This is a genomic window from Bacillus sp. RIT 809, assembly GCF_016892495.1.
Classification (GTDB): Bacteria; Bacillota; Bacilli; order Bacillales; family Bacillaceae_G; genus Bacillus_A; species Bacillus_A cereus_U.
Window position 1 is genome coordinate 172,397 of the sequence record NZ_JAFEMR010000001.1, and the last position, 23,669, is coordinate 196,065.

Sequence of the window (23,669 nt, forward strand, 5' to 3'; positions counted from 1 at the left end):
ATTATCCGATCCTTATACTGATTCTTCCGCAAGAAGAACAAGTTTACAAAAATATACAAACAACAATGAGGGAATGTAATAATCAACAGAAGGAAACACAAGTGTGTTGGATTAAAATTTACAACCTAAAAAGAAAAGAAGCCCATGCTTCTTTTCTTTTTATTACGTGCTAAAATACTTATTAAAGGGGGAAATTATATGGAAAATGCTCCACAAAAAACGAATCATTATTATGCAGTTATATTCACTTCAAATCTATCAAATGATACGACAGATTATAGTAACGTTGCCGAAAAAATGGAGGACCTTGCAAAGCAGCAACCTGGATTTTTAGGTGTCGAAAGCGCACGTGGTAATTCGGGACTCGGAATTACCATTTCTTATTGGGAGTCACTTGAAGCAATTGAAAATTGGAAAAAGAACACCTTACATAAAGAAGCGAAAAAAAGAGGCCGTGAGCAATGGTATGAAAACTTCCACCTGCGCATCTGCCTTGTTGAGAAAGAATATAAGTTTCAGAGAGAAATTTTGTAAAGGAATTTCATATGCCACTAACGTTACTATTGCTCATATTCATAATAATTCCCTTCATTTCAGCATTAGCTCTCATTTTTATGACAATTAAAAAAGGAACTTTTTTAACACGACCCTACTTACAATCATTCATCGTATGTGCTCTATTTTTTGCGAATTGGATATTATATTTAACAAATTTTTATTCATTACTACCTGAGAAAGTTAGTCGATTTATGTTTCTACCTATTTGGTTTTTCCTTTGCGTTTTAGGCTTTATCGTTTTCGCACGCGAATGGAAGAACAATCGTATTTTTTCCATCTCTATCGGTTTTCTTTCTTTTATCCCGCATTAACGGGCAGTAAGACTCCCACCTCAAAATTCGGCTGAAGCAAAGAAGTTAGGTGAGAGATTAACTGCCCGTAAACGCCCGATTGGTTCAACTAATAATCAGTGGGGGATGAACACCACCCCGACTGATTAAAGTTTCACTTTATTAGTTTTCTATTTGGATTATTGTTGTTAGTTCTTTCGGGAATGTGACTGTGAAATGGTAGTAAAAACCTAATCACTTTATTTCATTAACAGCTTTGACCTGAACTTGGTATAATACCAAGTTCGGGTCTTTTAATTTCTCCTTAATTTTTATGTAATTATTATATCTCATCTATTTTACACTCTCTTCTTGAAATCATTCCACAGTCTTTTCAACTTAGAAATTCATAGTACTAAAGAATTGTTCAGCTGCTTCATTCTCCTCAATATACTTTTGAAGTCGTATATTCATGATCCCCATATAATCATACCAATTTTAATCAATTCATTAATCATTTTTTAACAATTGAACTATCTTATCTTAAACAAATTGAAACTATATGGCATTTTCTTAATGATTGTAAAACCATTGTAAAAATTACAAATCTTTACATCTTATTATTTATACATAGAGTTAAATGGATTATTATCTTTATTGAGAAGGCCCCTCAATAATAAAATAACAGGGAGGAAAACATGAAAACAAAAATTTTTTCTATTATTACAGCTTTAACTTTAATGACATGTTTCGCTATACCAACATTAGCAGCATCTAGTAGTTACAGTTTTAAAATGGACTATCGAGTGGTGGATGGTAGTAAAAACAAACAGTTCCACACACTGTCTAAAGGAAGTGTATATATCAATGGCAGCGCATATGTATATTCTACTGATGGAGGAGCGATGGGACCTTACGATGTAAAATATACTCTGTACAGATCTGCATGGGGTTCGAACCCTAGTTATGGAACAGTTAATGGCGGCATAAATAAATCTTTCTCTGGTGCATACAATGTTGATACAAATTCAAATGAATACTACTTATTTATTTGGAAAACAAATGACGATGGACAGAATGTAAAAGGGAACGGAAAAATATCTAATTAAAATATTGCTACTAAACTATGAAAATATGAGGGATTTTAAACATGCTAATTGACTTTGATGGTTTTATTCTTATTGGAGCATTTATTATATGGTTATTTTTACTCCTCTTTTTTAAGTTACACCTAAAAAAGAGGAACATGTATTTACTATTTTTTTCAATATTTTATTTGTACCTTTGTGTAGTGCTTAATTATACCCAATTCCCAATTATTATAGATGAAAATATGAAAAAAGAAATTGGACAAAATGTTTGGAGAGATGCTAATTTTATACCATTCAACGCGGAGCATTTCGCTATAACAACATCATTACTTAATATACTACTAACAATTCCTTTTGGCTTTGGTTTTCCTTACATAAAAAAGACGAATTTCAAACAAGTTGTTTTATCAGGAATTGTCTTAGGGTTCTTGTTAGAAAATCTACAACTTTTATCAGCACTTTATGCCGGATTCACTTTTCGATATGTCGATATAAACGATGTGATTTTTAACTGTATGGGTGTCATTTTAGGGTATGGTATATCAAAAGGCTTTACCCTTGTGTATAGAACATTTATACACAAATTTGATATTAAATTGAATTCCTTTTTAAGATATATTTATGAAACGAACAATTCCTCAACATGACTTCCCTTTTACATTAGCATGTTCTATAACGTTTTATAGAACATTATAAAGCAAGAAAAATAGAAGAAAGAACAGCCCAACATCAACTTTTCTTCCTTCTATTTTTATCTTTAGATTTCACTGTCACTGATTCACAAGGTGTGTAATAAATTTGAGGTGTCGCCTTATCAACAACCATCATAAACGTAATAAAAACGATAATAAAGAAAATGAATACCGTTAATAAAATAGCGCCTATCGTTAAAAGTATCATAACACCACCCCTATATATTTCATGTTATTACACCTTTCGCTATTATATGAGCTGAATCCTTTTTAGAAAAATAAACGTAACAAAATAATTACAATGACTCCTGTTAATACTGTTCCTAATAAACTACGAGTATATATCGCTACGAAAAATGTTGGAATTGCCGCTATGATATAATCCCACTGCACTGTCTCATGCATAAATAATACTTGCGCTAAAAGTGCTGCTAATATCGCAATCGGTATGTAATTTAACCATTTTAAGCCCCAATCTGGAATTTGCAGTTTGCTAAATACGAGAAGAGGTAATATACGAGGCACAAGTGTAACTGCTCCTGCTGCTAGTAAAAGTAATAATACGTCTAATCTCATTTCCATTTCTCAATCACCACTCCAATCGTCGCAGCTAACAGCGTTGCGATAATAACTGCTATGCTATCTGGCATAAACAAGTGTGAAACGTATGCAATAACAATAGCCACAATCGCAACAGTAAGATGAATTGCTAGTTTCGGTTTACTACTTATAAGCTGGAGAACAAATAATCCAATAAACATTGCTGGTAAGGCATAATCCATCCCGTACGTATGAGGATCTGGTATCCATTCACCAAAGAGTCCGCCAATAATTGTAGCGATAATCCAATTTAAATATGCTGTTACGTTTAATCCTAGCATCCACTTTTCACCTAAATAACCTTTTTGCGCTGCTTGCTGCACTGCAACGCCGAAAGTTTCATCTGTAATTTGCGAACCAATTATTAAGTTTTTAAATAGAGGAATTTTCGTGAAGTAGGGCGCAAGCGCAGCGCTCATTAAAAGGTGCCGTAGATTAACAAAAAATACGGTAAAAATGATTGCCGAAGCAGGAGCACCGGCAGCATACATACCTGCTAATATAAATTGAGCAGAACCTGCGTAAATTAAAGTGGACATAAAAGCAATTTCAATGATGGAGAAACCAGCTGTTTTCGCAATTACACCAGCCGCTATACCAATGCTCAAATATCCAAATACAGTTGGTAAACAATCCTTTACACCTTGTTGAAATGTATCATCGCTCTGTAATGTCATATGTGCTTGAGCTTTATTCACCTTTCTCTCCCCCCATTTCTTCCATACTACGTTTTCCTGTTACGACATGAACTAGATTTATAATTACATCCATTTGTCGCTCCTGTTCTAAATAATTTAATTTTCGGTCTAACAATTCAAAGGATCTTTCAAAATCTTTTCGCATTCGATCCATTAATTCAGTTGCTGCTACAGGTACATATTTTACTGGTTTAGAAGGAACTAAATGCACTGCGCCTTTATCCATCAACTTGCCGAGCACCTCGTAAATCATGGAACGAGGTACGCCTGTTTGTTTACTCACTTCATAACCAGTTGCTAGGTAATGTTTTAATAAACCTATATAAGCTTTACATTCATACTGGGAGAACCCAATTCCTTTATTATTTCATCCATCACAATCTATATAGCTCTAATCCCATTTTCTATATTAGTAGTTATTGTTATAACTACTAATATAGAAAAGAAGTCCCTTATAGTCAACTGATGATTCCGAATTTTAAAACACAAATAAAAAAGCCTCCTTTTAAAAGGCTTTTTGTACATAATGTTCCTATTATTTTAACTGCAAAGAATTTGATATATTATCCTCCAAATGCTCACGTAAAGTTGAACCTGTATACTCTTCTCTAAATACACCTGCTCTCACGAATAAAGGAATCACTTCACTAAAGAATAAATCCAATGATTTAGGAGGTCCACCTGGAATTGCAATGAATCCATCTAGTGCCCCTGCTTCAAATCTTTCCATAATTTGCTTGAAAACATCTTGTGGTGTGCCAATAGCGACCCAATGAGCAGATCCAACAACTTCTGGTCGTTCTAGTATTTGCTCAACAGTTGGTTCATTTTTAATGATGAAATTTCGTAATAATTCGGCATGTGTTTTACTACGTACAGTTTGATTCCTACTTGGTAGCATATGTTCAGTAACCTTACTTTCTAATGGAAGCCCTCTAACGTCTAACCCGAGAACCATTTCGAGTAAAGCGTACCTCTTCTCTTTTGTAAGGTGTTGATGAGCTTGCCTGTGCATTTCTAGTGCTTCTTCATATGAATCACCAATAAAGAAATATAAACCAGGCAATACACGTATATCATCTTGCTTTCGGCCATGCTTTTCTGCTCTTCTTCTTAAATCTTGACGAAGTTCGATTCCTGATTCTACATCTGGCATCGCGGCGAAAATTGCATCCGCAACAGAAGCAGCGAAATTCCGGCCAGACTCTGAAGCACCCGCTTGAAATAAAGGCATTTCCCCAGAAATATGTTGCGGAACATTAAGTGGACCTTTCACCTCAAAATGCTCACCACGATGCTCAATTGGCTGTACCATCTCTCTAATTACATCTGCGTTGTCTTCTTTCAAAACTTCATAAGGATGACTCCTCCAAAGTTTTCTGACTAACTCTGTACATTCTGCCGCTTTCGCGTATCGTTCCTCAGATGGTGGCATCCCTGCCTCACCAAAGTTTTCAGCACCATCAATTGATGTGACAATGTTCCATCCTACTCGGCCGTTACTAATCCAATTTAAAGATTGTAGTTGCCTCGCTAGTATATATGGTGGATAAAATGAGGTTGAAGCGGTCGTAACGACTCCAATTTTTTCTGTCGCATACGCAATAGCAGTAAAAAGTAATGTTGGATCTAAAATTACATTCCCCTTATTACGTGCAATTAAATCTGGATGTGCCACTAAATAATCCGCTTTAAAAACAAAATCTAACTTAGCCTTCTCTGCCAGTTGTGCTAACTCTACTTGTTCATCGATTCCTGAATCAAACTTATTCTCTTCTTCTTTCTTTCTAGAAATCAAACATAACCCAATGCAAAGCTGTTTTTTTGTAGACATATGTACACACCTTCCCCTTAGTTTTTAATTCACCTAGTTAAACAAGTGATACGACCATCGCAGCTTCTATTCTTATTAAAGATAAAATGATATTGATAATCATTATCATTTTATGATGTAACTAAAATAAAAGCAAGAATAAAAAAGACTCCTACTAAAAGGAGTCTTTTATCTCAATATTTCATTCGCTTCTTTTTCATAAATTTTATCAAACGAAGTCATGATGCGCTGCGATGCTTGAATCATTTTTTGATTCGTCATTAAATCTGCCATCTCTTTCGTCATATCAACATTTGAATTTTCTAGCATATGATTTTTCACAATCCCTGTTCCATTCGGTAAATCAGCGATGTTACCTTCTGCTAGTGTAAAGCTTTTGTTTTCACGTTGCACGAGACGAGCATTCGTTTCTGCATCTACTGTTTTTGTTTGCAAGCGGCCAATATTATTTTGTGTTACTTCATCGTATAATGTACCGTCTGCTTGTACAGCTACCTTTGCTCCTTCGGGAATACGAATACGTTCATTATTCTCACCCATTACGAAAGCACCAGATGCTGTTTGTAAATAACGATCACTATTTACTGTAAAGTTCCCATCTCTCGTTAACAACGTTTCATCATTTTTAGATGTAACGAAAAATGATGATGTGCCAGCCGCACCGTCGTCTAAAAAGAAATCTGTAGCACTATTTGTCATTTGTACATTTCCTTGTACTAAGTTCACATGCGTCGCAGCTGGTACGACAGCGTAATCGACCGAACCGATATTTGTCGCCGATCCGTCTCCGCGGCGATATGTGTCTTGCACATCAAATACTTTAGAAGTCATGTTTTCTGCTTTAAACCCTGTCGTTTGGGCATTTGCGACGTTATTAGAGTGTACATTTAAACGCTGCATGTAATTCATCATACCCATAGAACCTATATAAAGACCGTTCATACTCGTTTGAATAAGGCAGGCGCCTTATTCTTCACCTCTCTTCTTACGATGTTTGTAACATTTGTTTTGCTAAATGTTCAGCTGTAGCGATATGTATATGTTGCTTCACGTCTTGTCCATCTGTCATTAATACAATTGGAGCTGATGATACAGCTGGAATTTTCAACAATTCACCACTGCTCGCTGTTTCATCAAATTTCGTAAACACGATACCATCAATATGAATCTCTTTAAAGTTCGTAATGATTTCAATCATGTCTTTACTTTTCATAGAAGCTGATAACGTTAAACAAATATAATCTGGCTCTACTTGTCCCATCGTTTCAATCATTTCTTCAACCGTTTCTGACGTACGATAATTCTTCCCGGCTGTATCTATTAATATATAATCGACGCACGCTTCTTCTTTAAAATAAGTGAGCGCCCTTGTCATTGCTGCTTCATCTCGCACAGCAATTACTTCTGACCCAATTGTTTTTACGTAATCTTGTAATTGCTGCACTGTTCCAATGCGTGAGTGGTCCGTCGTAATAAAACCAACTGTTTTGTTCTTAGCGTGAAACTGCCATGCCATTTTCGCAAGTGTCGTCGTTTTTCCAACGCCAGTTGGACCGATTAATGCAATCGTTTGTACTTCTTTTTCAAATACGTTTTCAGTATTGAAATGAGATCTCATATCTTCCAATATGTATCCGATGACTTCCTCTTCTGTAATCATCGTTGCATTCTCAAACTTCACTTTTAATTTTTCAGCATATGCATGAATGAAATATTGTTCCACATCGTTTTGTTCTAACATCCGAATTACTTTTTGAATAATAAATGGCACAGATTCCTGCTTTTCTTTTTTAACAACTACCTCTTCTTTCTTGACAGGAATAGCTTGTTTCACAGCAGGCTGTTTTTTCGTTACTTTCGCCTCTTCCGTACGTTTCACAACGACAATCCCTTTTTCAAACAGTTGTAATAGTTTCTCTTTTTTTCTTGCCCATTCTTCACTATTTCCTGTTTGCATCGCTGCGTACGGCATAGAAGTCGTTACGTTTTCTAAATTGTGCAGTACCGATTGAATTCCATTTGCCTTCACAATTTCTTCTGAAGGTTCATTTATAACATCCATTAATTGGTCATGAAACTGAGCTATGCCTTCGTTACTTTCTTCCTGTTTATCTTCAGGAAAAGCGACTAACATTTCATAATTCTTCTTCCAAAAAAACGGGATGTTTCGTTTTACACTTTCATCGACAACGTAGTAATAATCTGTACCATATTGGTCAAATAACTTTCGATACAATTCATTTTTCGAAGCTGCTTTTATTCGCATTAACGCTTCTTTTTTTTCTGTACTTTCCATTACTTCACCCCCTACTATTCAATATAAGCAATTTGATCTACAACAATTTCTGGTGCTAGTTCACTAATACATAATACTTTAGCTTCTATTTGATAACGTTCAAGAAGTCTCACAATCGCAAACCTGAAATCTTTTCTGCGCGTTAATAATACTGGCTCTCTTCCCATTAAACGAGCTTGTTTGAAAACGCGCTGTACTTGCTCTACTACTCGCGTTTCTAAATCTAAATCCCAGTTTAATAAATAACCTTGATATGAATTATTAACAACATCCGCATCTAACTCGATTGAATCAGCGAAAAGCGCTGCATAAATTTTCCCGTCCGGATTTTTCGCACTCTCACAAATAACTTTTGAAATACATTCACGTACAAATGCAGTGACACCATCCACATGGTTTTGATAAATTTCTTTCCCGTCAATAATACCTTCAATAATCGTTGGTAAATCACGAATTGAAATTCCTTCTTTCAGCAGTTGTTTAATAACATTTTGAACGAGTGATAAATCGATTTCTTTCTTCTTAATTTCTTCTAATAAAACGCCATTATCAGTTTCAAGCGAGTTAATCAAGTCTTTCACATGTTGACGCTGAATTAACTCATGAAGGTTACGTCTAACGACAACATCTAAATGCGTAATTAATATGCTGAGTGGCTCTAACACTTGATAGCCTTTCATTTGTGCATCTTGTACCATATGCTCCAAAATCCAATATCCATCTTCGCCGAAAATTGGATCTTTCGCTGGTTCTGCATCTAAATCAGCCATTACGTTTGGTGTTTTCAGTGCTAATAAATAACCTGATTTTAAAACACCTTCAGCCGCCTTTGCACCTTTAATACGAATAATGTAACGTCCGCGTGGTCTAAAGCTCGTATTATCTTTAAAGTTAATTCCAGGAACGTTAATACCAAGGTCGGTAATAATTGACTTCCTCATAAGAACAACTTTATCTCGAGCTGTTTCCCCGTTAATCTTCTGCTTTACAAGTGCCGCTAAATCTAATCCGAGCTCTACAATAATTGGATATTTATCCGTAAAGACTCCGAATGAATCTTCCACTTGTTGCAGTTGCTCTTCATCGCCTTGAATCATCTCTAATTCTTTTTGAAGCTCGTCTTCTTTTTCTTTCTTTATTCGCTTTTTATTACGAACTCCTAAGAAAACAATCGTGCCTCCAACGAGAGCAAATGGTAGAAATGGTAACGGTGTAAAAACACCCATTGCGATAAATAAACCACCGAGTGCATATACAACAACTTCATGCGCTAATAACTCTTTAAAGATTCCTTCAGTTACTGTATCAGATGAACCGTCAAATACTCGCGTTACGATAATCCCTGTTGAAATCGCAAGCATTAACGAACCGATTTGGTTTACAATTCCGTCACCGACAGTTAACTGTGTATAGTGAATAGCCGCATCTGCAAAGCTCATTCCTTGCTGCATCATACCAACAATTAAACCGAAAATAATGTTTACAAATAAAATGACAATCCCGAAAATAACGTCCCCTTTAATGAACTTTCCAGCACCATCCATCGCTCCGTAAAACTCTGTTTCCATATTTAATTTTTTTCGTTTCGCCTGTGCATCTTTTTCTGTAATAAGACGCTGATTCAAGTCAGCATCGATAGACATTTGTTTCCCTGGTAAAGAATCAAGTGTAAAGCGAGCTGCTACTTCAGCTGTACGAGACGCACCGTTTGCAACGATAAACTGGAATATGATTAAAACTATAAAAATAACGATACCAATTAATAAGTTCCCGCCAATTACGAACTGGCCAAACTCTTCAATAACATGACCCGCATTTCCGTCTGTTAAAATCGCTCGCGTCGTCGAAACGTTAATCGATACGCGGAAAATCCCGATTAATAACAACATCGTCGGAAATGACTTTAATTCATCCCACTCGTTAATACTTGTAGCTCGCATATAAATAAGCACTGACATACTTAGTAGAAAAACGATAACGATATCAAGTATAAATGGTGGAAGTGGAATTAAGAGCGCCACAACGAATGACGCTGCTAAAAAGATAGAAAAATAGGTTCTTGCAGAATCCATCTTAAACAAAGAGATCCCCTCCAAACGCGCTATTATACTTCAAGTTCGTTCGTTTGAAGTAAATAGCGCATAACTTCAATTACAGCTACATATAAATCTTCTGGAATCGTCTCATCTTCCTCGACTTGATAATATAAAGAACGAGCGAGCGGACGGTTTTCCACCATTGGTATTTCTTGTTCACGGGCAAGTGTTCGTATATATAATGCGAGCTCATCTTCCCCTTTTGCAACGACAATAGGCGCTGCATCAACTTGTTTATTGTAACGAAGCACAACCGAAATGTGCGTCGGGTTGTTCACAATAAACGTTGCACCATCCATCTTCTTCGCAATTGTCCCTTGCAAGATAGCATGCATAAAGTTTTTTCGTTTCCCCTTTACTTGCGGGTCCCCTTCATTATCTTTATGCTCTTGTTTCACTTCTTCTTTTTTCATCTTAATATCTTGTTCGTACTCCCATTTTTGATAAATGAAATCAATAATAGAAAGAATGATTAAAATAATTAAAATGGCTAAAAAGATAAATTTAATTTGGCTAATAATTTCAGTAAGTGACGCTGTCCAGTTAAATCCAATCATACTAACAATCTTCTCTAAATTCTTTTTAAAGAGAACGTACGAAACGTAACCGATTAATCCCATATAAAACAGTGATTTCAAAATATCTACTAAACTTTTACGACTAAACAATCTCGTAAAATAGTTTTTCGGATTAATACGTGATGCTTTCGGCTTAAGTACTTTAGAAGAAAATAAGAAACCAACTTGAATCATATAATTGAACAAATGAAAAGCATATACAAGTATTAATATAGGAGCCGATACTTTCAGAAGTAATATGCCCATTAAATAAAAATACTCAGTCGAATCTGTATTTTTTCCAATTTGATCAAACAGTACCGCTACGGAATTCGCGATCTCATAACCGAGCCAATCTCCGAAAAAGTAAACGACAACTGCTAATACAAGAATGGAAAATAAATTATTTAAATCTTTACTCCGGGCGATATTCCCTTCTTCACGCGATTTTTTACGCTTCTGTGGGGTGGCCTTTTCTGTTTTATTATCCTTTGCCATGCGCGTCCCCCTACTTCGTTAAGAAAAAGTTAAATAGTTTCGTATACTCTTCCAGTAATACGTCTGTCATATTTTTAAACACATAACCGAGCATCGGTACACTCATCGCAATAAACAAAATACCACACGTTATTTTAATTACGTACGCATTCATAAAAACGTTTAATTGCGGTGCATTTTTTGCGATTAAAATAAGGACGAAATTAATAATGAATAGACTGCCCATAAGTGGCAAAGCAATTTCAACCGCTGATGTAATTGCAAATAATAACGTTGCAAGTAGACTATCTAAAAAACTAGTCGTCAACAATTTTGAAATCGCCTCTGTATATTGAAACGACTTTAAAATCGTGGCAACGAAATAGTTAATGCCGCCCAGTGAAATAAAAATAATAAGAAAAAATATATCAAAAATTGTTGATAGTAAAGTAGATTGTGATCCTGCATTTACATCAAATAAACTTGCCTGTGATAAACCGATATCAAAGTCTAAAATATGTCCTGCCATTTTCGGAATGTTCCACAGCATCTCTACAATTTTTGAAAGTGATAATCCAATTACAATTTGCGTTCCTGCATAAGCTGCTACATCCCAAACTGTCTTTATGTGAGAGACATCCACTTGATCGGCCACTGCAATCGAAAGAGCAAGTCCAAATGTAACCTTCGCCATTGCTGGAATTGATCGCCCTGAAAAAAACGGTAAAAAATATAAAAATGAAGTAATGCGGCAAAACGCAAAAAACGTCGCCGCCCATAATTCCATATTCATTTCAGTTCACCTATCTTAGTACGAACGCAATAGCGATGGGATTTTATCAAATAAATCTAAAATAAGCATTGTTAACTCTTGAAACATCCACGGACCTAAAATGATAATAACGAGCACAATACTCGCCATTTTCGGTAAAAACGTCAGCGTTTGCTCTTGAATTTGCATCATCGCCATAATAACCGCGATAATAATAACGACAATCATACTTACAACGGCAATCGGCATTAAAATCATAACCCCTTTATAAAAAAAGGTTTGGAAAATATCTATAATTGGTGACGTATTCATTTATATGACTCCTATCACATAGCATCAAACGCTTCAGGCGACCGTCTTAAACATAATATCGACGATTTTTGTATATCCACCTAAATATACGAAAACGAGTATTTTAAATGGTAAACTTAAAATCATCGGCGGTACCATCATCATCCCAAGGTACATTAAAAGTGTACTAATAATTAAATCAATAAAGACAAACGCTAAATAAATGAACATCCCTGTAAGTAAACCTTTTTGAATTTGCGTTAACGTAAAGGATGGCACAAGCGTAAACAGTGAAAGATCCTTTAAATCTTTCGGCAACTCTTCTCCGCGCACTTTCAGCATCATTTTCAAATCATGCTTATACGTATGCTTCGACATATAATCTTTCATAATCGGAGCTGTCGTCTCCGCAGCTTGACTTACTGTTATTTTTTCTTTCGTCATCGGGTCCCACACATCACTCTTTAATTGACCAAGCACTGGCTGCATTGTAAACAGCGATAAAAATAATGCGAGTCCAACAAGCACTTGGTTCGGTGGTAAATTCATAACTCCAAGCCCTTGACGAGTAATCCCAAGAACAATCATAAAATAAGTAAAATGCGTAAATAAAAGAACGATAGAAGAAGATAATGATAGAAGGGTAACGAGCGCGAATAGTTGTACACTTGAATTACTCGTAAACTCTTTTCCATTTTCGAAATTAATAAAGCCGTTCGGGGCTGCATACGCTGGATTTACAAAAACAAATGAAAAAATAATAGAAAATGCGAAAATAACGGCAAATAACGATAACTGTTTCTTTATTCTCATGATGGATCCTCTACTTTTTTCGTTTCACTCTTCACCGCGTCTTCTAGCGCTTGTTGAAACTGATTTCCTGTCCCTGTTAACTGCACAGATTGTACACCGTTATTACTAATAACAGTGAACACTTGCTTTCCGTCCACTTCAAACAAAAAGGCGCTCGTTTGATGATTTAAATACACGCCGTCTTTCACTTGAATGTGTCCGTTTTCACCTTGCTTAAAAAACTGCTGTTTGCGCGTCTTTTTCGTCATATAATATGCACCATAGCCGAGCGCACCAAACAGTAAAACGACTTGAAATAAGGTCGTCATATACGACATATGACTCCTCCTCTACTCTTTATCCTGCATTTGATTTTGCGCCTTCATAAGCGCTGCATGTTTCTTATCAGCTTCAATTTCAGAAATAATAATGCCAAATTTCTCATCCATTACTATCGCTTCACCAATACCGACTTTCATATCACTTAAATATACATCTACTTTATGTCCTAAATTTTTCTCTACTTCAAGAACATCGCCAACTTTTAATTGCTTCACATCACCAAGCATAATAGATGACTTCCCAAGCTTTACTCCAAGTTCAATTGAAATATCTGAAACGGTATCAATATGTGCCTTCCCCGCTTCATTTCGCTTCCCGGCAAATTCTTCCAATCCCATTAATGACACAGGAGATACTTCATGCTTCATATAAATCCTCCTACTCTATAAAACTTTTAAATAGGAGCGCCTTACGCGTTCCATCTTTCCCGATAAAACAATTAAATTTATGTTTTCCATCTACATAACCACGTAGTTGGTCTGTTACTTTCGTATGAAGCGGAATAATGTCGCCTTCTTCAATTTGCTCAATCTCGCCCATTGTCATCTTTTGCTCACCAATCGCAACGTGAACAGGCTTGTACACTTGATTTACTTTCACTTCTACTTCAGACGTATACTTTTTACGCTTATCCGAAGAATGTTCGACAATATTTTCAGACGTCAACTTATCCATAATTTCTTCAACAGATAAGAACGGAATACCGATACGAACTGTCGTATTCCAAAAATCTGTTTTCATATTTACATTTAATAGTGAAATAATATCGCTCGCTGTCGTAATCTTCAGCGCATTCGGATCTGTCTCCGTCGTTACAAACTTCGGTTCAATCGCAACAACGCTTTCAAATGATTGTTGTAAATTTTTACAAAGAAGAGCAAATATATTATCAAGCGTTAAAAACTCAAACGCAGTTAACGGTCTACGCATCGTAAAGTTACGCTTACTATCTCCGCCAAGCCAGCATTCATGAATATAAATAACGAACGCTAAATCAATTTCAATTACGATTTCTCCAAGCTCTGGAAGGCCCAGATCAATAACGCAATATAAATAGTAATCTTTCGGCATTTTCTCCACATACTCACTCGTAAACGGAACTTGTTCAACGGTCGAAGGCTCTAGTTCAATCGGAATACGCATACGAGCTGACAACGTCTGTGACGTCTGTTTGCCAAAAGTCGACGCAATTGCTTGCAAACTACGTAAATGCTCAACACCAAACTTCTCCGGTCTATTAAAATCATACTCTTGAAATTTATCTTGCTTCCCTGCTTCTTGTGCGAAAGCTGGCATTTCCTCGCCTTCATTTACCGCCTTCAGCAGGGCATCAATTTGCTCTTGGCTTAATTTATCGCCACTCATGAAAATCCCCTTCCCTACCTTTTCAATTCAACGATTTCAACGTACATTTTTCCATTCTTCGTCAAAATCTTTCCGGTTCCAATCTCTTCATTCTCAAGCATAAGACGCACCGTATTTTTCGTTGAATTTTCAAGACGATACAATGTACCTTTCGTAATATGAAGCAGATCTTCAATTTTCTTTTTTGTATTTCCGATTTCAAAATAAATTGTTAACGGAATATCATCTTGTAATTTCAATCTAGCCAACTCCCATATCATGTTCACGAAAATTCCATATTCTCTATATATATAAATGAAATTTCTTATTTCGAAACGTCGATATTTAATATTTTTTTAATATATCCTTGCGTTTCTTTAAATGGCGGTACGCCTCCGTACTTTCTCACATTACCAGGACCAGCATTATAAGAAGCAAGCGCTAATACTAAATCACCGTTATTTTTCTTTAAATAACCACTTAATTCTTTCACGCCGCCTTCAATACTTTCAGCTGGTGAAAATGGATTTTTTATACCCATCTCTTTCACATTCGCTGGCATAAGTTGCATAAGCCCCATCGCCCCTGCATGTGACACCGTTTTCGGATTAAAATTAGACTCTACTTCAATCATTTTTTGAATTAATGTTTTCGGAATTCCATATGTACGACTAGCGCGATCAATAATATCCTCATACTTACCTTCATTTGAAGAACGTATTTTCTGAATATTATACTTATTCGTTAATCCCCACGTATCAGCAGTCTCATTTTTCGTTTCTGGGAAACGTCGCTCAAACTCTTTTTGCGCGACTTGCACTTCATCCACTTTCTTCGTTTCAGCTTTCTCCGTCTCCTCAAGCTTACTCGTTTCCTCTACTTTTATAGGCTCTACCGGTTTATTAACAACCGTTTCTATTTTCGTAGATTGTACCGGCTGACTCATATCTTCTACTTTTGCCGTTTGCGGAGTAACCTTCGTCTCCTTCGCAGGTTCACTCTGCAATTGATCTTGAAAACGACTACTAACGAACGCCTGCGGACTACTTAACTTTTGCTGAATTTGTCCTTTTTTATATGCAAGAACTTCTTTTACTATATTTCCAACTACCATAATATCACCTTTTCGATAAACAAAGATAATCTAATATTAGAGTTTTTTAAAAAAGTTTGCAATAATCCTTTGCAATAAAAAAATGACTACATTGTTAAACTGTTATTTTTTTATATTTATTAATTCAAATTTTAAGTTGACACCCGTTATAGCAAGGATTACAATAAATTCGAAATTGTTTTTTTTGTATATTACCGTTTTGTAATTAACAGAAAAGTCAATATAAAAAAATGGGGGTTCTTATTATGAGAATTAATACAAACATTAATAGCATGCGTACGCAAGAATACATGCGTCAAAACCAAGCTAAAATGAGTAACGCTATGGACCGTTTATCAAGCGGTAAACGTATCAACAACGCTTCTGACGATGCAGCAGGTCTTGCAATCGCAACTCGTATGCGTGCACGTGAAAGTGGATTAGGTGTTGCAGCTAATAACACACAAGATGGTATGGCATTAATCCGTACAGCTGATTCAGCAATGAACTCAGTTTCTAATATCTTACTTCGTATGCGTGATATTGCTAACCAATCTGCGAACAACACAAATACAAAAGATAACCAAGCTGCATTACAAAAAGAGTTTGGTGAATTACAAAAACAAATCGATTATATTGCTGGTAACACACAATTTAACGATAAAAGTCTTTTAGATGGATCTAACAAATCTATCAATATTCAAACTCTTGACTCTGCAGACCAATCAAAACAAATTTCAATTGACTTAAAATCAGCTACTTTAGAAGCATTAGGTATTAAAGACTTAACAGTTGGTTCAACTGAAAATGCACTTGCTAAAGCTACAATTTCAGCTTTAGATGCTAAAGACTTAGCTACTGAAGAACTTAATAAAGCTACTACAGAGCGTGATACTGCTAAAGGTGAACTTGACTCTGCTAAAAACACTGCTGAATTAGATACTAAAGCTAAAGCTTACCTTGATGCCAAAAAAGCTCTTGATGCAGATCCTACAAATAACGGACTAAAAACTGCTCTTGATACTGCTAAAAATACTATGGAAGCTGATGCTACTGCAAAAGGATTAATTGATGCATATAACACTAAACAAACTGCTCTTGATGCTAAACAAACTGTTGTAGATACTAAACAAGCTGTTGTTACAACTAGAGACATTGAATATACTAAAGCTAAAGGTAATTCTGATAACGATGTTAATGCTGCTAAATTAGTAGGCGATTATGAAGCAGCTAAAGGCGCTCTTGATCCTACTGCAAAAGAATATATTTCAGCAAAAGCAGCTTACAATGCAAATCCAAATGATGTTAAACTTAAGTCTGATTTTGAAACTGCTCAAGCCAAGTTAAATGAAACGGCTAATAAAGGTTCAAAAGATTTAGTTGAAGCTTATGAGAATGCTAAAACAGCTGCTACAGAAGAGAAGTCATTAGTAGCAGTTGCTAAGATTGACGAAGCCCTTAAAACAATCGCTGACAACCGTGCAACTCTAGGTGCTACATTAAACCGCTTAGATTTTAACGTAAACAACCTTAAGAGCCAGTCTTCTGCTATGGCTTCAGCTGCTTCTCAAATCGAAGACGCTGACATGGCGAAAGAAATGTCTGAAATGACTAAGTTCAAAATCTTGAACGAAGCTGGTATTAGCATGCTTTCTCAAGCAAACCAAACTCCACAAATGGTTTCTAAATTATTACAATAAGCCATTTGAGTTAGCTTCATGAACAAACCTCTCTGCTTGCGGAGAGGTTTGTTTTTTCTATATAAATGAATTATTTGTAAAACCTTTCTTTTTTTAGGTGAAAAAGAGCATCAGCTATGCGTAGAAGCGGTCAGTGCCTATTCCTGCCCCAACCCATGTTAAAACACAAATAGGAAATGAGCATAAGACCTTTTTCTCTTCACAGCCATCTATTATCTCATAAATTATAATTATATAAGGAAGGTCCATTATGCGTATTGGTACGAATGTTTAAGTATGAATGCTAGGCAGTCGTTATATGGGATGAATGTTACGATGGAGCATTTAGTTGCATTTGATACAGCTTCACAAGCAAATCAAATTCCACAAATAGTTTCGAAGTTATTGCAGTTTTTAATATAACCTTTAAAACTATTGAAAGAACTCCATATAAAAATAAAAGGGAGATACATATACGCTATGTATCTCCCTTTTATACCAACCTATTCGTTATAAATAATATCCTCCGCTAAAGACGCAAACATCTCCCCAACGAGTGAGTCTTCATCATAGACACATGAGCCATTATTCTCTTCTCGCTTCGCAAACGGTATTTGCGCTATCACTTCCGTTTGCAATTGTTCCGCTAACATTTCACCGCCGCCTTTTCCGAAGAGATAGTTTCTTGAGCCATCTTTTTCTTCGTAATACGCCATATTTTCAACGATACCTAAAATATCGTGTTTCGTATGTTTTGCCATGACTCCTACTCTAGACGCGACAAATGAAGCTACGTTATGAGGAGTTGTAACGATAATTTCCTTCGCTTGTGGAATCATTGCAGCCACATCTATCGCAACGTCTCCTGTTCCAGGTGGTAAATCAAGAAGAAGATAGTCTAATTCTCCCCAGTGCGTGTTCGCAAGAAAGTTTTGAATCCATTTGTTTAACATCGGTCCGCGCCACATAACTGGGTTATTCCCTTCTGTAAAGAATCCCATCGACATAATTTTAACACCGTGACTAACGACTGGAATTGCTGTTTGATCGATCATTGTTGGCTTTTCATTCGTTTCCATCATTGCAGGGATACTGAACCCGTATATATCTGCATCTAAAATTCCAACCTTTTTGCCCATACGTGCTAACGCAGTAGCAAGGTTAATCGTCACAGTTGATTTTCCGACTCCCCCTTTCCCGCTCGTTACAGTAATAAATCGTACACCTGAATCAGGCCGAAGCATACTAGGCATGCCTGTTTCTGTTCTAGCCTCTTTCTTTAAAGACGCTGTTAATGCTGCTCTTTCTTCCGGTGTCATCGATCCGAATGTTAAAGAAACTTTCGATGCTCCAATATTTCGAAGAGAGTCTTCAATGTCGTTTTGAATTTTTGCTTTCAACGGACAACCTTGAATTGTTAAAACTACTTCTAGCCCAACTTCCGTACCATCAATTTGTATATTTCTTACCATGTTTAATTCCACAATACTTTTGTGTAACTCTGGATCTTCTACATGGCTTAAAGCGTTCATAATTTGTTCGTGAGTAATCATCATACACATTCCTTCCATTGTAATTATTTTACTTGATGAAAAAAGTCTCCGCTTTTCCCACCCGTTTTTTGAACTAAATATGTTTCTTTCATGACCATCGTTTTATCAACTGCTTTACACATATCGTAAAAAGTAAGGGCGGCAATCGATACGGCAGTTAATGCTTCCATTTCTACTCCTGTTTTTCCGCTGCATTTTACAGTTGCTCGTATCGTTAACTCATACCCATCACTTGTCTTTTCATAATGAAACGTAAAGTCTGTTCCTTGGATTAATATCGGGTGACACATCGGAATAATATCCGCTGTTTTTTTAGCACCGATTATGCCAGCCACTTGTGCTACTTGAAGCGGGTCTCCTTTTTTCAATCCTCCGTTTTGAATTGCTTCAAATAGTTCATTTGATAAAGAAATTGTACTTTGCGCAACAGCTGTACGTGTTGAAATATCCTTTTGAGAAATATCAACCATTTTAGCTCTTCCCTCTTCATTCCAGTGCGAAAATTCACTCATAATGATTCTCCTTAACGTATGAAAATTTTGATACTCAAATAGAAAAAATTAACCTCCACTTACAGGCGGGATAAACGCAACGGTATCTCCGGCTTTTACAGTATCTTCGTCCGTTACAAATTCTTCATTAATTGCCACCATAACTTTATCCAGCGTCTGTAATTGATAGTGATCTTTCAGCCATTTTTTCAATTGCTGAACATTTATCTCTCTTTTTTCTATTATTGCTAATCTCTCTGAACCGACTTCTTCTCGTAAATTTGCGAACAGTAAAATTGTAATCATTCTCTCATTCTTCTTTCTTTGGTTTTCCTTCTGGATATGGAGTATTTTCAAGTTGATCTCCAATCCACTCCGTTCCATCTTCCCAAAATTCTTTTTTCCAAATTGGGACGATTCTCTTTATACGTTCAATTGCGTATTCATTCGCTTCATACACCACTTTACGATGCGGAGACGATACTGCAATAACAACGGCAATATCCATTATTTCTAATCGTCCTACTCGGTGTGTGATTGCTATTTTTGCATCCGGCCACTGTTTCTTAATTTCTTCTCCAATTTCAGTAAGCTTTTTTACTGCCATCGGTTTATATGCTTCATACTCAAGATGTAACGTTCGTTTTCCTTTCGTTAATTCTCTAACCGTTCCAATAAAAGTTGTAATGGCTCCTGCTTCTCTTCTTGCTACTTTATCCGTTACTTCTTCCACTACAATCGGAGTATCTACAATTTCAAATCGTGCTTGTCCCATCAAAACCTCTCCCCACTTTACGGAATGTCCAAGGCCATTCACTACCTTCGTTATCTTCTAATAAAAGAACGTCTACAAACATCCCTTGCTTATATCCTCTCGTACCACCTAGTAATACGATAAAAATGTTTGATTCTGCTAATGAAGAAACGGAACTAGATTTATCAAATCCTGATGGATAAGCTAATAGTTGGCCTTCGTTATACTGAAGCTTTGCTCGTACAAATCTTGTAAATGGATTCGGTTTCAGAAAATCTTCTCCGAGCATTGCTTTTTCTCGTTTCACATGTGGTGTTTCACTAAACATATACGTACGAATGCTAGGTTTTACGAATAATTCAAAGCCTACGTAACAAGCAGAAGGATTACCTGATAATCCGAATAATAATTTTCCTTTTAATTGCGCTACGGTCGTGACACTTCCTGGCCGCATTGCAACTTTATTGAAGAGAACTGATGCACCTAACTTTTCATATATGGCTGGCAAATAATCGTAATCTCCGACTGAAACACCACCAGTTGTAATTAACATATCCACTTCACTTAACGCTTTCTTCACTGCTTCGTAGCACGTATTCAAATCGTCACTAAACTTCCCGAAATATTTTACTCTTCCACCAGCTCTTCGAATTTGAGACGATATCATATACGTATTACTATTTCGAATTTTCCCAGGTTGTAGTTCTTCATTTACATCGAGAAGCTCACTCCCAGTCGCTAATAGTCCAATGATAGGCTTTTTCGCTACTGGCACTTCGCTATAACCGAATGTAGCAAGAAGTGCTGAAATGCCTGGATTAATGTAACAACCCCTTTTTGCGAGAACAGTTCCTTTACGCGCATCTTCACCTTGAAAGGAAATATTGTCCCCTTCTTTAAATGATCGTTTCACTTCCATATAGCTTTTTCCGATATTCTCATATTGACGATGACGAGCCAGTTCTAGCATGACGACCGCGTTACATCCTTTCGGAATTTGTGCCCCTGTCATAATTCGAACAGCTTGAAAGGCTCCTACTTCTGTAGGAAATACGGAACCTGCTCCAATTTCACCGATTACTTCAAATACAATTGGATTCTCACGACTTGCCCGCGAAGTATCTTCTGCCCTAATAGCAAATCCATCATATGGTGAGCGGTCGAAAGAAGGCACATCGTGATCCGCTACTAGATTGTCTGCTAACGTACGTCCGTATGCTAATTCAAGTGGTACTAGTTCTTTTACACCACAATTAGCAAATCCCATTACTTTACGGACAGCCTCTTCAACTGTAATCGGCACTCTTCTTTCCATCATTACCAATCCCTTTCTATTACCCTAATAACCGATAGTATATTTGTTTCGCTTTTTGAATTTCATTCGTTCCGTGAATAAATACACGACCATCTTGAAAAATGACGATACGATACTCTTCTAATTGGCAAGAGAGCAAATACGGATTCCGATCAACTTTCCCGTGTTTTTTTAGTACTTTTTCTAAATCATCAAAGTTGTAATGACTATTATGCGCCGGTCTAATTTGAACTGTATTTCTTCCGCATAAAACAGCTGTCTTCGTTTGATTTTCGCATGATAAATAAGGATAAGTTCTATTTGTTCCGCACGAAGGGCAGTCTTCCGTTTTGATTTTTCCTAGTTTGATAGAATGATGTTGATTACTCCATATATCAAACATTAAAAATGTTTTCCTAATTGCTGTGTAATCTTCTACTAAAATTTTGAATGCTTCTGCTACTTGATACGCAGCGACGATTTGAACAGCTGGACTAATGATTCCAACTGTGTCACATGTCGCTCCTGTAACAGGAACACTTTTCAACACACAATGTAAACATGGTGTTTTCTTCGGAATAATTGTATAGCTCATGCCATACGATCCGACACAAGAACCGTAAATCCAAGGAATATTGTGTTTTTGTGACAGGTCATTGATTACAAATCGAATATCAAAATTATCTGTTGCATCAATAATGACATCGACACCGTCCAATAAAGCTTCCATATTATCTACTCTTGCATCCATTACAAGAGCTTGAATTTGTACTTCTGAATTAATTTGTTTGAGACGATTCTGTGCCGCTATTACTTTTGGTAACTTTTCTATCGCATCTTGTTCAGCATAAAGTTGTTGCCGCTGTAAATTACTCCATTCTACGTAATCACGATCAATAATCGTTAATTTCCCGATACCTGCACGTACGAAGCTTTCAGCACTTGCACTTCCTAATGCACCTGCCCCGACTATCAACACATGCTTATTTCTAATTTTCTCTTGTCCTTCACTCCCAATAGGGTTGAACAGCTGTTGACGTGAATATCGCTCTATCATGAGATAGCCTTCCTTTCATGTGAAAAATTTGCTTCCTATTCGATTATTTTTTCAACACATCTTTCTCGATAACACTTTGTTTCTGATAACAAGAAAAGTAAGCGAACCCAACAAAGCCAGCTCCACCAATTACATTTCCAATAAAGACAGGTACGAAGTTTTTCGCAAGGTCCATCCACGTAAGGTGTCCCGCAAAAATAACGGCTGAAATGACGAACATATTCGCTACTACTTGCTGAAATCCAATTACGACAAATGCCATAATCGGAATCCAAATTCCAACAATCTTTCCGATCAAATCGTTTGTTCCGTAAGCTAACCAAATCGCCAGGCAAACGAGCCAGTTACAACCAATTGCTAAAATTAACGTTCTCCCGAAAGATTCATGTAACTTATCTTGAGCTATCGCTATCGTCTTATTTAAATACGCTCCCTCTGTAAGCCCGCCAAGATGCCCGAAACAATACGCGACGAAAAGCGCACCTACGAAATTAGTTAAAGTAATCCAAGCCCAATTGTTTAACACATGTTTCAATGAGATTTTACGTGCATAAAGTGCCATGGACATCGACATCATATTTCCCGTAATTAATTCTCCTCCCGCTAACACAACGAGCATCAGTCCGATAGGAAAAACTGCTCCTCCTATAAAATTGACTAAACTCCCCCATTGCTCCGGTACATTACCTAGAACACGAATATTAAGTAAAAATCCTAACGAAATGAATGCTCCTCCTAAAAAACCAAGAATAAGCATTGCGGATAGCGGTTGCCTTACCTTTTGAACACCGGATTCAATCACAAGCGCCGCAATTTGTTCCGGTTTATGAAATGCCATAACTAATTCCTCCATTTTTTTCATCTAAAAAAGCAGCACCAAAAACCCTTAACATCGTAAGGATTTTTGAATGCTGCTTAATTTCTCTGCATATCTCTTACAGAAATATCAATCATCATTTTTACTATAATCATAGAAAATCTGCAAAACTTGCACACCTTCCATTATTTACGTTAACAAAGAGACTCTACATTCATAGTA

General features: G+C 36.4%; 29 protein-coding genes and 1 pseudogene. 6 read left to right on the forward strand and 24 right to left on the reverse strand.

Going from position 1 to position 23,669, the window contains the following annotated elements; all coding sequences use genetic code 11:
* The first annotated feature begins 198 nt into the window (after window positions 1–198).
* From JTF23_RS00800 to JTF23_RS00815, 4 genes are all read left to right on the forward strand, one after another.
* Window positions 199–534 carry an antibiotic biosynthesis monooxygenase family protein gene (locus JTF23_RS00800; protein WP_204207898.1) on the forward strand — a complete coding sequence of 112 codons (336 nt, stop codon included), beginning with the start codon at window positions 199–201 and terminating at the stop codon, window positions 532–534.
* A gap of 11 nt (window positions 535–545) precedes the next feature.
* Window positions 546–869, forward strand: coding sequence for a hypothetical protein (locus JTF23_RS00805; RefSeq protein WP_131231719.1), 324 nt, complete (start codon window positions 546–548; stop codon window positions 867–869).
* A 656-nt stretch (window positions 870–1,525) separates the two neighbouring features.
* A complete protein-coding gene (locus JTF23_RS00810) occupies window positions 1,526–1,936 on the forward strand; it encodes a hypothetical protein (protein ID WP_204207899.1) in 411 nt (136 codons plus the stop codon).
* A gap of 41 nt (window positions 1,937–1,977) precedes the next feature.
* Window positions 1,978–2,565 (forward strand): VanZ family protein, encoded by a 588-nt coding sequence (locus JTF23_RS00815; protein WP_016104428.1) that lies wholly within the window; start codon window positions 1,978–1,980, stop codon window positions 2,563–2,565.
* An 82-nt stretch (window positions 2,566–2,647) separates the two neighbouring features.
* Here JTF23_RS00815 and JTF23_RS00820 read toward each other — a convergent pair whose 3' ends face one another.
* The 17 genes and pseudogenes from JTF23_RS00820 to JTF23_RS00900 form a co-directional block, all read right to left on the reverse strand.
* Window positions 2,648–2,818, reverse strand: a complete 171-nt coding sequence (locus JTF23_RS00820; protein ID WP_131231718.1) for a DUF3951 domain-containing protein — start codon at window positions 2,816–2,818, stop codon at window positions 2,648–2,650.
* A 62-nt stretch (window positions 2,819–2,880) separates the two neighbouring features.
* The gene (locus tag JTF23_RS00825) at window positions 2,881–3,192 is read right to left on the reverse strand and encodes an AzlD domain-containing protein (RefSeq protein WP_070141625.1); all 312 of its coding nucleotides are present in this window, start codon (window positions 3,190–3,192) and stop codon (window positions 2,881–2,883) included.
* Entirely contained in the window at window positions 3,183–3,887 is a 705-nt protein-coding gene (locus JTF23_RS00830; RefSeq protein WP_206771738.1) for an AzlC family ABC transporter permease, read from the reverse strand. Before JTF23_RS00830 ends, JTF23_RS00825 begins: the two co-directional genes overlap by 10 nt.
* A gap of 34 nt (window positions 3,888–3,921) precedes the next feature.
* Window positions 3,922–4,263: pseudogene (locus tag JTF23_RS00835) on the reverse strand (TrmB family transcriptional regulator); the annotation flags it as partial.
* A gap of 180 nt (window positions 4,264–4,443) precedes the next feature.
* On the reverse strand, window positions 4,444–5,742 hold the full coding sequence (locus tag JTF23_RS00840) for an NtaA/DmoA family FMN-dependent monooxygenase (RefSeq protein WP_204207900.1): 1,299 nt from the start codon (window positions 5,740–5,742) through the stop codon (window positions 4,444–4,446).
* Window positions 5,743–5,910: 168 nt separating this feature from the next.
* On the reverse strand, window positions 5,911–6,684 hold the full coding sequence (locus JTF23_RS00845; RefSeq protein WP_204207901.1) for a flagellar basal-body rod protein FlgG: 774 nt from the start codon (window positions 6,682–6,684) through the stop codon (window positions 5,911–5,913).
* Window positions 6,685–6,727: 43 nt separating this feature from the next.
* Window positions 6,728–8,038: a flagellar biosynthesis GTPase FlhF gene (gene flhF / locus JTF23_RS00850; protein WP_204207902.1), complete on the reverse strand. Its 1,311-nt coding sequence runs from the start codon at window positions 8,036–8,038 to the stop codon at window positions 6,728–6,730.
* A 14-nt stretch (window positions 8,039–8,052) separates the two neighbouring features.
* Window positions 8,053–10,119 (reverse strand): flagellar biosynthesis protein FlhA, encoded by a 2,067-nt coding sequence (flhA, locus tag JTF23_RS00855; protein WP_002189082.1) that lies wholly within the window; start codon window positions 10,117–10,119, stop codon window positions 8,053–8,055.
* A gap of 23 nt (window positions 10,120–10,142) precedes the next feature.
* Window positions 10,143–11,189, reverse strand: a complete 1,047-nt coding sequence (gene flhB, locus JTF23_RS00860; RefSeq protein WP_204207903.1) for a flagellar type III secretion system protein FlhB — start codon at window positions 11,187–11,189, stop codon at window positions 10,143–10,145.
* Window positions 11,190–11,199: 10 nt separating this feature from the next.
* Window positions 11,200–11,961 carry a flagellar biosynthetic protein FliR gene (locus JTF23_RS00865; protein ID WP_204207904.1) on the reverse strand — a complete coding sequence of 254 codons (762 nt, stop codon included), beginning with the start codon at window positions 11,959–11,961 and terminating at the stop codon, window positions 11,200–11,202.
* Between the two features lie 15 nt (window positions 11,962–11,976).
* Window positions 11,977–12,252 (reverse strand): flagellar biosynthetic protein FliQ, encoded by a 276-nt coding sequence (locus tag JTF23_RS00870; protein WP_002011993.1) that lies wholly within the window; start codon window positions 12,250–12,252, stop codon window positions 11,977–11,979.
* A 33-nt stretch (window positions 12,253–12,285) separates the two neighbouring features.
* On the reverse strand, window positions 12,286–13,044 hold the full coding sequence (locus tag JTF23_RS00875; protein WP_002126633.1) for a flagellar type III secretion system pore protein FliP: 759 nt from the start codon (window positions 13,042–13,044) through the stop codon (window positions 12,286–12,288).
* On the reverse strand, window positions 13,041–13,361 hold the full coding sequence (locus JTF23_RS00880; RefSeq protein WP_000121176.1) for a hypothetical protein: 321 nt from the start codon (window positions 13,359–13,361) through the stop codon (window positions 13,041–13,043). Before JTF23_RS00880 ends, JTF23_RS00875 begins: the two co-directional genes overlap by 4 nt.
* 12 nt (window positions 13,362–13,373) lie before the next feature.
* Window positions 13,374–13,733, reverse strand: a complete 360-nt coding sequence (locus tag JTF23_RS00885; RefSeq protein WP_002202516.1) for a flagellar motor switch protein FliN — start codon at window positions 13,731–13,733, stop codon at window positions 13,374–13,376.
* 10 nt (window positions 13,734–13,743) lie between these two features.
* Window positions 13,744–14,730 (reverse strand): flagellar motor switch protein FliM, encoded by a 987-nt coding sequence (gene fliM / locus JTF23_RS00890; RefSeq protein ID WP_070146385.1) that lies wholly within the window; start codon window positions 14,728–14,730, stop codon window positions 13,744–13,746.
* 14 nt (window positions 14,731–14,744) lie between these two features.
* Complete coding sequence (locus JTF23_RS00895; RefSeq protein WP_000775712.1) at window positions 14,745–14,969, reverse strand: flagellar motor switch protein FliN; 225 nt, start codon at window positions 14,967–14,969, stop codon at window positions 14,745–14,747.
* Between the two features lie 65 nt (window positions 14,970–15,034).
* Window positions 15,035–15,823 carry a lytic transglycosylase domain-containing protein gene (locus JTF23_RS00900; RefSeq protein WP_078173073.1) on the reverse strand — a complete coding sequence of 263 codons (789 nt, stop codon included), beginning with the start codon at window positions 15,821–15,823 and terminating at the stop codon, window positions 15,035–15,037.
* Window positions 15,824–16,068: 245 nt separating this feature from the next.
* On the opposite strand from JTF23_RS00900, the gene JTF23_RS00905 reads away from it, so the two are divergent.
* Both JTF23_RS00905 and JTF23_RS28080 read left to right on the forward strand, forming a co-directional pair.
* Window positions 16,069–17,502, forward strand: coding sequence for a flagellin N-terminal helical domain-containing protein (locus JTF23_RS00905; protein WP_078173072.1), 1,434 nt, complete (start codon window positions 16,069–16,071; stop codon window positions 17,500–17,502).
* 276 nt (window positions 17,503–17,778) lie between these two features.
* Window positions 17,779–17,904 (forward strand): hypothetical protein, encoded by a 126-nt coding sequence (locus JTF23_RS28080; RefSeq protein ID WP_286674615.1) that lies wholly within the window; start codon window positions 17,779–17,781, stop codon window positions 17,902–17,904.
* 80 nt (window positions 17,905–17,984) lie between these two features.
* On the opposite strand, the gene JTF23_RS00910 is transcribed toward JTF23_RS28080, so the two are convergent.
* Genes JTF23_RS00910 through JTF23_RS00940 form a run of 7 tightly spaced genes read right to left on the reverse strand, consistent with a single transcriptional unit; the run spans window position 17,985 to window position 23,468 of the window.
* On the reverse strand, window positions 17,985–19,037 hold the full coding sequence (locus JTF23_RS00910) for a P-loop NTPase (RefSeq protein ID WP_204207905.1): 1,053 nt from the start codon (window positions 19,035–19,037) through the stop codon (window positions 17,985–17,987).
* Between the two features lie 20 nt (window positions 19,038–19,057).
* Window positions 19,058–19,546 (reverse strand): cyclic pyranopterin monophosphate synthase MoaC, encoded by a 489-nt coding sequence (gene moaC, locus JTF23_RS00915; RefSeq protein ID WP_002202527.1) that lies wholly within the window; start codon window positions 19,544–19,546, stop codon window positions 19,058–19,060.
* A gap of 48 nt (window positions 19,547–19,594) precedes the next feature.
* Entirely contained in the window at window positions 19,595–19,831 is a 237-nt protein-coding gene (gene moaD / locus JTF23_RS00920; protein WP_033714184.1) for a molybdopterin converting factor subunit 1, read from the reverse strand.
* Window positions 19,832–19,835: 4 nt separating this feature from the next.
* Window positions 19,836–20,300 carry a molybdenum cofactor biosynthesis protein MoaE gene (locus JTF23_RS00925; protein ID WP_204207906.1) on the reverse strand — a complete coding sequence of 155 codons (465 nt, stop codon included), beginning with the start codon at window positions 20,298–20,300 and terminating at the stop codon, window positions 19,836–19,838.
* On the reverse strand, window positions 20,281–21,594 hold the full coding sequence (locus JTF23_RS00930; RefSeq protein WP_204207992.1) for a molybdopterin molybdotransferase MoeA: 1,314 nt from the start codon (window positions 21,592–21,594) through the stop codon (window positions 20,281–20,283). The genes JTF23_RS00925 and JTF23_RS00930 overlap by 20 nt, the downstream gene beginning before the upstream one ends.
* 19 nt (window positions 21,595–21,613) lie before the next feature.
* Window positions 21,614–22,630: a molybdopterin-synthase adenylyltransferase MoeB gene (locus JTF23_RS00935; protein ID WP_204207907.1), complete on the reverse strand. Its 1,017-nt coding sequence runs from the start codon at window positions 22,628–22,630 to the stop codon at window positions 21,614–21,616.
* Between the two features lie 43 nt (window positions 22,631–22,673).
* Entirely contained in the window at window positions 22,674–23,468 is a 795-nt protein-coding gene (locus JTF23_RS00940; RefSeq protein WP_063217900.1) for a formate channel, read from the reverse strand.
* Window positions 23,469–23,669 lie beyond the last annotated feature (201 nt).